The sequence below is a fragment of the Pedobacter agri PB92 genome, assembly GCF_000258495.1.
GTDB lineage: Bacteria > Bacteroidota > Bacteroidia > Sphingobacteriales > Sphingobacteriaceae > Pedobacter > Pedobacter agri.
In genome coordinates, this window is record NZ_AJLG01000028.1 from 25,454 (window position 1) to 35,678 (window position 10,225).

The following is a 10,225-nucleotide window of genomic DNA, read 5'->3' on the forward strand; positions in this document are numbered from 1 at the left end:
AGAATTACGGAACGCTGATTTTCAAACAATTCTTTTCTAGAAAAAGAAAAGAACCATCTCTCCATGTGCGCTCCTAAAAAAGGGATTTCAAATCGTCTATTTAAGGTAACAAATCTTTACTCCTTATTCATTTATCTTTGCGCCTTAAAGCATCCAATCTTGCTACCTGATACGAAATACGCACTACTCTTTTACTAATAACCTTAAAATCAGCAACATTTATTAAAAAATTCTTTTCTATTAATTAAAATATTTTTACCTTTGCAGTCCCTAAATAGGGAAAAAAGGAGATAATTAATTAATGGCTAAAAAACAAGTAGCAGAAAAAGAATTAGCAGCAAAAACAGCTGAGCTTCAGGGAGAAGGCGGACGCCTGACTGAAAAAGAAACTATTGAATCAGAAGCTGATTCAGTTTCGATCGAATCGATCAAATCATCATTAGCAACACCAACGGAAGATTTCGATTGGGATGCAGATGAAAAAGTTTTCGGTAATTACAATGATGCAGACCGTAAAAAGTTTGAAGATATGTACGCTGGAACATTCAATCAAATCACTAAAGGTGAAATCATTAGCGGTATTGTTGTTTCAATTAACAACAAAGATGTAGTATTAAACGTTGGTTTTAAATCAGATGGTTTAGTTTCTACTTCAGAATTCCGTGATACACCAGATTTAAAAATCGGCGATTCAGTTGACGTATTCGTTGAAGCACCAGAAGATGCTAACGGTCAATTGATCCTTTCTCGCAAAAGAGCAAAAACTCAAAGATCTTGGGAAGCTATTAACGAGGCTCTTGAAAATGATAGAATCATCAACGGTTTCGTTAAGAGCCGTACTAAAGGTGGTTTAATTGTTGATATCATGGGCGTTGAAGCTTTCTTACCAGGTTCTCAAATTGATATTAAACCTATCCGTGACTACGATGTTTACGTTGGTAAAACAATGGAATTCAAAGTTGTTAAAATTAACCATGAGTTTAAAAACGTAGTTGTTTCTCATAAAGTGTTAATTGAAGACGATTTAGAATCACAAAAAGTAGAAATCGTTTCTAAATTAGAAAAAGGACAGGTATTAGAAGGTACTGTTAAAAATATTACTGATTTCGGTGTGTTCATCGATTTAGGTGGTGTTGATGGTTTACTTCACATTACTGATATTTCTTGGGGCCGCATAGAGCATCCAAAAGAAGTATTATCATTAGATGAAAAAATCAACGTGGTTGTTTTAGATTTCGATGATGAGAAAAAACGTATCGCTTTAGGATTAAAACAATTAACTCCACACCCTTGGGAGAACTTAAGCACTGACATTCAAGTTGGTTCTAAAGTAAAAGGAAAAATCGTAACTGTTGCAGATTACGGTGCTTTCTTAGAAATCATCCCTGGTGTTGAAGGTTTAATCCACGTTTCTGAAATGAGCTGGTCACAAAACTTAAGAAACCCACAAGAATTCTTAAAAGTTGGTGATGAGATCGAAGCTGAAGTTTTAACTTTAGATAGAGACGAGCGCAAAATGAGCTTAGGTATTAAACAATTATCTAACGATCCATGGCAAGAAGTTGCTGCTAAATTCCCAGTTGGAAGCAAGCACAAAGCAACTGTTAAAAACATGACTAACTTCGGCGTATTTGTTGAAATCGAAGAAGGTATTGATGGTTTAATCCACATCTCTGACTTATCTTGGTCTAAAAAAGTAAACCACCCTAACGAATTCACTAAAGTTGGTGATGTATTAGACGTAGTTGTTTTAGAATTAGACGTTGATAACCGTAAATTAAGCTTAGGTCACAAACAATTGGAAGAAAACCCTTGGGATACTTTCGAAACGATCTTCACTTTAGATTCGGTTCACCAAGGTACAGTTGTTAAAGTAACTGATAAAGGTGCTGTTATTGCTTTACCATACGGTGTAGAAGGTTTCGTACCAACTAAACACATGGTTAAAGAAGATGGTACTTCAGTTAAAGCAGAAGAAACTAACGACTTCAAAATCATCGAGTTTAACAAAGAAGCTAAACGCATCGTTGTTTCTCACGCTCGTATTTGGGAAGAAGTTAAAGCTGAAGCTGTAGCAGAAGAAAGAAATGCTAAGAAAAAAGAAGCTAAAGCTGCTGTAACTGCAGTTAAGAAAGTTAAAGATTCTGTAGAGAAATCTACTTTAGGAGACTTAGACGTATTGGCTCAATTGAAATCGCAACTAGAAGGCGAAGAAAGCAAAGCTAAAAAAGGCTAGTTCTTTTTAACTAAATAAATTAAATCCCGATAGCGCAAGTTATCGGGATTTTTTTTTTGCGTGAAGAATTTCGTCATTGCGAGAAGGCTTTTTCAGCCGACGAAGCAATCCCCTCTTTTTTCACCATATAAGGAGTGTAAGACATTTAATTTAAATTCCGTTATTGCGAGGCGGAACGACGAAGCAATCTCATTTATTTAACATTTAGGTACATTTAAAATTTTCATCCTGGCTAAGTATGAAACTCAAATGCCTTATATAGTTTAAATCATTTGAAAACGCAAGCAAGCAATAATCGGTCACTCCTGCCCCGCTGTCCGATTCTGCCGATGAAAAATCGGCATTCCTCCCATCGGGTTTAGGCAACATCATTACTTCGTTCTCTCAAAGCTTTTACTTTCATCCGCTTAGAATTACTACTTTTGAAAAGAAAACCGTTTTATCATGAAGAAGATTATTTTTTTGCTTTTATCGATTGCTTTTTACAACAGCCTTTCTGCTCAGGAAATAAATATTATCCCGCAACCTGTTAGTGTTAAGACAGGATTAAGCACAGAAAAATTTATAATTGATAAAAACACGGAGATAATTTCAAATGATTCATTATCCAATTCAGGTTTATTCCTACAAAGTTATATTCAAAAATATTATGATCTAAAACTTCGGATAAATCCAAATTCGACAAGTAGAAAAAACATCATCAAACTGGAACTAGTTAAGCGGTTATTAAAAGATTCAAATGAATATGAACTTATAAGCAACCACGATCAAACCATGGTTTATGCCAATTCAGAAAATGGACTTTTTTATGGGATTCAAACCTTAATTCAGTTATTACCTGAGGTAAAATCAGCATCGCTTCAAGTTCCAGCGGTTCACATCACAGACTATCCTCGTTTCGAATACCGTGGAATGCATTTAGACGTTAGTCGCCATTTTTTTGATGTAGACTTTGTAAAACAATACATCGATTATTTAGCCCTGCATAAAATGAACTATTTCCACTGGCATTTAACTGATGATCATGGCTGGAGAATTGAAATCAAAAAATATCCTAAACTCACAGAAATAGGCGCTTGGCGAAACGGCAGCATTATTGGTTTATGGCCGGGCAAAGGAAATGAAAACATTAAATATCAGGTATTGCCAACAGCGATTAATATCACGCCAAAAAATGCTGTAATAAAAACAGATGGCGTCAAACATGGCGGATTTTATACGCAGGAACAGATTAAAGAAGTAGTAGAATATGCGGCCAAACGTTATGTAACCATTATTCCCGAAATCGAAATGCCGGCCCACAGTATGGCTGTTCTTGCCGCCTACCCCGAATTAGGAACAGAACCCAATAAAAAATATGCTGTTGCTGAAACCTGGGGTATGATGAATAAATACAACAATGTATTACAAGCTTCAGATACCACATTTAAATTCCTGGAAAATGTACTGGCTGAAGTTATGGAATTGTTTCCTTCACCATACATCCATATTGGCGGCGATGAGGCCTCTAAAGTTTGGTGGAAACAGTCTGCCGCCTCACAACAAATTATGAAAGCAAATGGCTTAAAGACAGAAAGCGAGCTACAGAGTTATTTCATCAGACGCATAGAAAAATTTGTAAATGGTAAAGGTAAAACCATCATCGGCTGGAACGAAATTTTACAAGGCGGCTTAGCACCGAATGCAGTAGTAATGAGCTGGCAGGGAGAAAAAGGTGGTATTGAAGCGGCAAAACAGAACCATAAAGCCATCATGACGCCAGAAGATAAGGTTTATTTCAACCATTCACAATTTGTAAAGGAAGACAGTTTAACTGCAGGAAAACCCTCACTTTTAGCTGATGTTTACAACTACGAACCTATCCCGGCTGAATTATCTGCTGAGCAAGCAAAGTACATTTGGGGTGGACAAGGTTGCTTGTGGAGTGAGTACATTACTAACCCTGCCAAAGTTCAATACCAGCTTTTTCCAAGATTAGATGCATTGAGTGAAATTTTATGGAGCCCGAAAGAGAAACGGAACTACTCCGATTTTCAAAAACGCTTGAAAACCCAGTTTAAACGCTATGATTTAACGGGAATTACTTATTCTAAAAGATATCTGGAAAATTGAAAATTTAATAGAGAAGTCGTTTTAATCAATCAGCTAATTTTTCCCATTCATTTAAAAAATTTATCCAATCTTTGCTTCAAATTTCAACCATGCGTAAAATATTTGCAGTTATTTGCACCATCATCACCTTGTTTGTATTATGGGAAACGGTGAATATCTTCATCACCGATGAAGTTGAAATTGTAAAGCAACGCAGTATTTTTATTGTGATAGCGTTAAGCATTGCTATACCTTTAATCATCTTAACACTTTGGCTGTGGAAACCGAGGAACAACCAAAACCAGCAAAAGCAGCGTTAATCGTAAAATTTCTCCTTTAGTTCGGTTGTCGGTACCCAGCAACTCTCCTGCTTTCCCCACCATTTATAACGGTTTTTGGCAATGATGTCGTAGAACCAATCCCGAATAAACTTTGGGATGATCATAAAAGCATAAAGCATTGGCCAAAATCCGTTCAATTTTTTCGCAATCCTTAAAGCAGCTGACGATTTAGTATAAAGCCGATCATTCTCTACGAGAATAATTGAATTAATCCGCTCCAGATTGATATTAAATTTCGGTAAAATGGCTTTTGCATAATTTCCCTGCAATGCCGTAAATTTAAAAACATCTTGCTTATCATGTTCAATTGCAAACTGAACCGATGCATTGCAAAGATTACAAACACCATCAAAAAAAATTACGGATTTCTGCGCCATCATCGTCACAAAGCTATTGAATTTATTACTTTGCTCTTCAAAAACTCTACTTTAGTAAAAAAATAAATCTATGTCGATCACAACAGAAGATGAGTTATTAGGAATGCAAAGGGTTAGTAAAGCTGTAGCATATACTTTAAAAGAGATGCGAAACTTTGCTAAACCTGGGATGTCTACCAAACAACTTGATGATTTTGGTGGGGAGATTTTAAAAGATTTTGGCGCTAAATCGGCGCCACGGTTAACATATAATTTCCCTGGGTGGACATGCATTTGTGTAAATCAGGAGATTGCGCATGGCATTCCGCATTCAAAGAAAATTTTAGCGGAAGGAGATTTGGTTAACATAGATGTTTCTGCAGAGTTAAATGGCTATTGGTCTGATAACGGCGGCTCTTTTGTATTGGGGAACGATTTAAACAACCATAATGTGCTGGTTAACGCTTCGAAAGATATATTGAAAAAAGCCATCAACAATATTAGAGGAGGTATTCGAATCTCAGAAATTGGCCGGCTCATTGAAACCGAAGCACGAAAATCAGGTTTTCGGGTAATTAAAAACCTAACCGGGCATGGCGTAGGAAGAAGCCTGCATGAAGCGCCACACGATATTGCCAATTACTATGATCGATGGAATCATGACAGATTTAAAAAAAACACAACGGTAGCCATTGAAACATTTATTTCTACAGCATCTAACCTTGCAGAAACTGAAGATGACGGCTGGACTTTAACGGGCAATAAGGGCGGTTTTGTAGCGCAACATGAGCATACCATCATGGTAACCGGCGATAAAGCCATCATTCTTACTGCCGAAAATGAGATATGGCTTTAAACAAGCATCTAATTTCAAATTCCGGTTTCCTAGCTTAAAACATTTTTCTATATTTGCCCAATCCTTCTTCAATGCAAAAGAAAACACTTCTTGACGGACAAAAAATTCAGATTACAATTAAGAGGCTTTGCCATCAGTTAATTGAAAACCACGACGATTTCGCAAATACCGTTTTAATTGGCATCCAGCCACGAGGTATTTTTTTGGCCGATCGTATTCATCAGGAACTCGAAACCATCTTAAAAAACAAGAAAATTTTAAAGGGAAACCTTGATATTACTTTTTTTAGAGATGATTTTCGACGCAAAGATGGCCTGGTAACTGCAAGTAGCAATTCTATCGATTTCATCATCGAAGGGAAAAAAGTGATCTTAATAGACGATGTACTTTGGACAGGAAGAACCATAAGAGCAGCGCTTGACGCCTTGTTAGCTTATGGCCGACCGGAGAAAGTTGAATTATTGGTATTAATTGACCGAAGATTTAGCAGGCATTTACCAATTGAACCAGATTATATTGGTCATCAGGTAGACAGTTTAAATTCACAACAGGTAAAAGTTACCTGGGCAAGTGAAGGAAGTGAAGACAAAGTGATTTTATTATCCGAAAAATTATAATATAAAAATGGCAGCAGACAAATTATCAACCCGACATCTTTTAGGCATCAAAGATATTAACCGGAATGATATCGAATTGATTTTCGAAACTGCAGATAATTTTAAAGAAGTAATTAACCGCCCAATAAAAAAGGTTCCTTCACTTCGTGATATTACCATTGCCAATATTTTTTTCGAGAACTCTACCAGAACTAAACTATCTTTTGAGTTAGCAGAGAAACGCCTTTCTGCCGATGTGGTTAATTTTGCTGCATCTTCATCGTCGGTAAGCAAAGGTGAAACCTTAATTGATACAGTAAACAACATCCTATCCATGAAAGTGGATATGGTGGTAATGCGACATCCGTATGCAGGCGCTGGTCAGTTTTTGAGTAAACACGTAAAGGCGCAAATCGTAAATGCAGGTGATGGCGCACACGAACACCCTACTCAGGCTCTGCTTGACGCCTTTTCGATCCGCCAGAAATTAGGTGATGTATCTGGGAAGAAAGTAGTAATTGTTGGTGACATTTTGCACTCGAGAGTAGCCATTTCCAATATCCTTTGCTTGCAACGTTTGGGAGCGGAAGTTATGGTTTGCGGCCCCACAACCCTAATACCAAAACACATCCATCAACTGGGTGTTAAAGTAGAACATAATCTAATTAAAGCCCTAAACTGGTGCGATGTTGCCAATATGCTTCGAATTCAACTCGAGCGCCAGGATATTAAGTACTTTCCTTCGTTAAGGGAATATGCCATGATGTATGGTTTAAACAAACAAATTCTTGATAATCTTGATAAAGAAATTATTGTCATGCATCCAGGTCCGATTAATCGTGGTGTCGAAATTACCAGCGACGTAGCAGACAGTAAACAATCAATCATTTTAGAGCAGGTTGAAAACGGTGTTGCCGTAAGAATGGCAGTGCTTTATCTGCTGGCAAGCCAGGGATAGCCGTTGGCTTATTGGTGACCAATTTCATTGGGCATTGGTTCATTGAAAACGGCTAACTGTAAATTGTTTACTCCAAACTGCATTCCTAAACCTGTCAACTGCGAATGAGCTAATGAACCAATAAACAGTTTAGAACTGTTTTTTTCCACAATCTAACTTCTCCAATACCAATTTAATAAACCCTTCGTTTATTTGTGTTATTAACAGATGTTAATTACTTCTGTTGATAAACCATGATACTATTTATAATTTAGTACCAACCATATTTGAAACCGATGCAAACCATCATTGATCTGAAACTAAATGTTTAGAACAAGATAGCTTTCATTGCCATTGAAAAAAGATATCATAATGAAGAAAAAATACTTTTTAATTCCGCTACTTTTGGCAGGAAGTTTTGGCACCTATGCACAAATAAGTGCGGTGCAAAACCTCAATAAAAACTATCAAACGGGTTTAGAATTATTAGATAAAGAAAAATATACCGCGGCAGCACAGCAATTCAAACTTGTAGAGCAGCTGCGTTACAAACCCTCTACCCAAACAGAGAGCAATGCAGAGTTATCTTTATTAAAAGAAAATGCCAAATTTTATGCAGCGGTTTGTGCATTGGAACTTACCAATAGCGATGCTGAAAGTTTGTTTCAGGCGTTCATCCGCGACTATCCTTTAAATCCGAATACCAAACTGGCTTATTTCTACGTTGGAAAGACATATTTTAATCAGAAAAACTACAAAAAGGCTTTAGAATGGTTTGAAAAAACTGATCCTTCTACCCTTTCTGGCAAACAACGTAACGAGTATCAATTTAAGCAAGGCTATGCTTACTTTGAAATGCAAGATTATGAAAAGGCAGAACCTTTATTTGAGAAGGTAAAAAAGGAAGAAGGTGATTTTCAGGAAAGTGCAACCTATTATTTTGCATACATCAATTATCTAAACAAAGAATACAAAACTGCACTTGCAAATTTTGAAAAATTAAAGGGTTCTCCTACCTACGAGGCGAGTTATCCATACTACATCACCTCGATGTATTATTTAGATGAACGTTACGATGACGTAATCAGCTATGCTTTAGCATCCATACAAAAAACGAAACAGCAGTTCGAGCCGGAAATGTTGAGTTTGGTTGCAGCTTCTTACTTTGCAAAATCAGAATTTAAAAACGCAGAAAAATATTTCGCTGAATTTTACGCAAAAGATAAAAGTGAAACCAAAAACAACTTATTTATTTATCAATACGGTTACTCTTTATTTCAGAATAAAAAGTATAAAGAATCTGTTGCTGTTTTAGAAAAGCTGAACAATGATGATGTTTACCTGCAGAATGGTATGCACACCTTGGGTAAAGCATTTATTCAGTTAGGTAACAAACAAAAAGCGCAAAGTGCATTTTTTAGGGCTTCGCGTTTAGATTTCGACAAAGCAATTCAGGAAGAAGCCTGGTTAAGTTATGCTAAATTAAGCTATGAGTTGGATTTCCACCAACAAGCTTTGGAAGCTACTCAGGGATTTTTAAAAGCTTTCCCGAAATCACGTAAAATTAATGAAGCTAAAACTTTACTGGGCGAAGTACTTTTAACCACAAAAAATTATCAGGCAGCAGTTGATATTTTGGAGCCTATCCCTGATAAAACCTTGGAAGCAAGAGAAGCTTATCAAAAAGTAACTTATTTCCGCGGTTTGGAATTTTATAATGAAAGAGCATTTCCGAATGCTTTATCCATGTTTCTACGTTCAGATAAATTCCCGGAAGATAATGAGATTCATGCGTTAAATACCTATTGGAAAGGGGAAGCAATGTATGAATTACGCAAATACGGTGAAGCCGTTTCTACTTTTGAGAAGTTCCTTAAAATGCCAGATGCAGATAAAACCGGTGTTTATAATTTTGCCAACTATGCGTTAGCTTACGCTGCTTTTGAGGATGAAAAATACAGCAAGGCGGCAAACTATTTCGAGAAGTTTTTAAATGGAAATGATAAAGATCAAAAAACGATCGATGATGCCACCATCCGTTTAGCCGATTCGTATTTCGTAAATAAAACTTACGGAAATGCCATGGCCAATTATAATAAGATCATTGCCAGACATACCACTTCTGAAGACTATGCAACTTTTCAAAAAGGTATGATCCAGGGTTTAGAAACGCAGTACGATGCCAAAATTGCCACCATGCAAAGCTTACTTAAGGCATTCCCTAACTCAAATTATGCGGATGATGCGGGTTTCGAAACGGCTTACACCTACTTCAACAAAGGTGATTTCGATAAATCTAAATCCGACTTGGTGGATTTAGTTGCGAAATATCCACGCAGTAGTTATGTCCCTAAGGCTTTGGTTACCATTGGTTTGGTTCAATACAATCAGGATCAGGATGATGCTGCTTTAGAATCGTTTAAAAAAGTAATTCGCGATTATCCAACCGCTGACGAAGCTAAACAGGCGATGGAATCCATCAAAAATATTTATGTAGACAGAGGTGATGCCAATGGTTTTATCGCTTACGCGAACACTACGCCACTTGGAAATTACTCAAGCAATGAGCAAGACAACATCGTTTTCTCAGCCGCAAATAACCTCTATTTAAAAGGTGATGCAAACGGCGCTTTTCAGGCTGTAAATGCTTATTTCGATAAGTTCCCTAAAGCAAACCATGAAAAAGAAGCGAAATTTATCAGAGCAGAATCGTTGGTAAAACTTGGTCGCCCTGATGAGGCCATTCCTGATTATGAGTTCATCTTAAATGACTGGACCAGCGATTACACGGAACGTTCATTGAGTGTGTCGT

General features: G+C 36.9%; 8 protein-coding genes. 7 read left to right on the plus strand and 1 reads right to left on the minus strand.

Annotated features, from left to right (window positions below; all coding sequences use genetic code 11):
* Window positions 1-301: 301 nt before the first annotated feature.
* From rpsA to ON09_RS06300, 3 genes are all read left to right on the plus strand, one after another.
* Window positions 302-2,236, plus strand: a complete 1,935-nt coding sequence (gene rpsA / locus ON09_RS06290) for a 30S ribosomal protein S1 (protein ID WP_010600211.1) — start codon at window positions 302-304, stop codon at window positions 2,234-2,236.
* A gap of 444 nt (window positions 2,237-2,680) precedes the next feature.
* Window positions 2,681-4,348 carry a beta-N-acetylhexosaminidase gene (locus ON09_RS06295; RefSeq protein ID WP_010600212.1) on the plus strand — a complete coding sequence of 556 codons (1,668 nt, stop codon included), beginning with the start codon at window positions 2,681-2,683 and terminating at the stop codon, window positions 4,346-4,348.
* A gap of 89 nt (window positions 4,349-4,437) precedes the next feature.
* Window positions 4,438-4,647, plus strand: coding sequence for a hypothetical protein (locus ON09_RS06300; RefSeq protein ID WP_029204149.1), 210 nt, complete (start codon window positions 4,438-4,440; stop codon window positions 4,645-4,647).
* Here ON09_RS06300 and ON09_RS06305 read toward each other — a convergent pair.
* Window positions 4,644-5,048: a thiol-disulfide oxidoreductase DCC family protein gene (locus ON09_RS06305; protein ID WP_010600214.1), complete on the minus strand. Its 405-nt coding sequence runs from the start codon at window positions 5,046-5,048 to the stop codon at window positions 4,644-4,646. The two genes, ON09_RS06300 and ON09_RS06305, sit on opposite strands and share 4 nt — an antisense overlap.
* Before the next feature lie 67 nt (window positions 5,049-5,115).
* Here ON09_RS06305 and map point away from each other — a divergent pair, with 67 nt between their 5' ends.
* The 4 genes from map to ON09_RS06325 form a co-directional block, all read left to right on the plus strand.
* Window positions 5,116-5,880 (plus strand): type I methionyl aminopeptidase, encoded by a 765-nt coding sequence (gene map / locus ON09_RS06310; RefSeq protein ID WP_010600215.1) that lies wholly within the window; start codon window positions 5,116-5,118, stop codon window positions 5,878-5,880.
* A 71-nt stretch (window positions 5,881-5,951) separates the two neighbouring features.
* A complete protein-coding gene (gene pyrR / locus ON09_RS06315; RefSeq protein WP_010600216.1) occupies window positions 5,952-6,497 on the plus strand; it encodes a bifunctional pyr operon transcriptional regulator/uracil phosphoribosyltransferase PyrR in 546 nt (181 codons plus the stop codon).
* Between the two features lie 7 nt (window positions 6,498-6,504).
* Window positions 6,505-7,434 (plus strand): aspartate carbamoyltransferase catalytic subunit, encoded by a 930-nt coding sequence (locus ON09_RS06320; protein WP_010600217.1) that lies wholly within the window; start codon window positions 6,505-6,507, stop codon window positions 7,432-7,434.
* A gap of 351 nt (window positions 7,435-7,785) precedes the next feature.
* Window positions 7,786-10,225: tetratricopeptide repeat protein (locus tag ON09_RS06325; protein ID WP_010600218.1), on the plus strand; the 2,440-nt coding region annotated here is incomplete at its 3' end.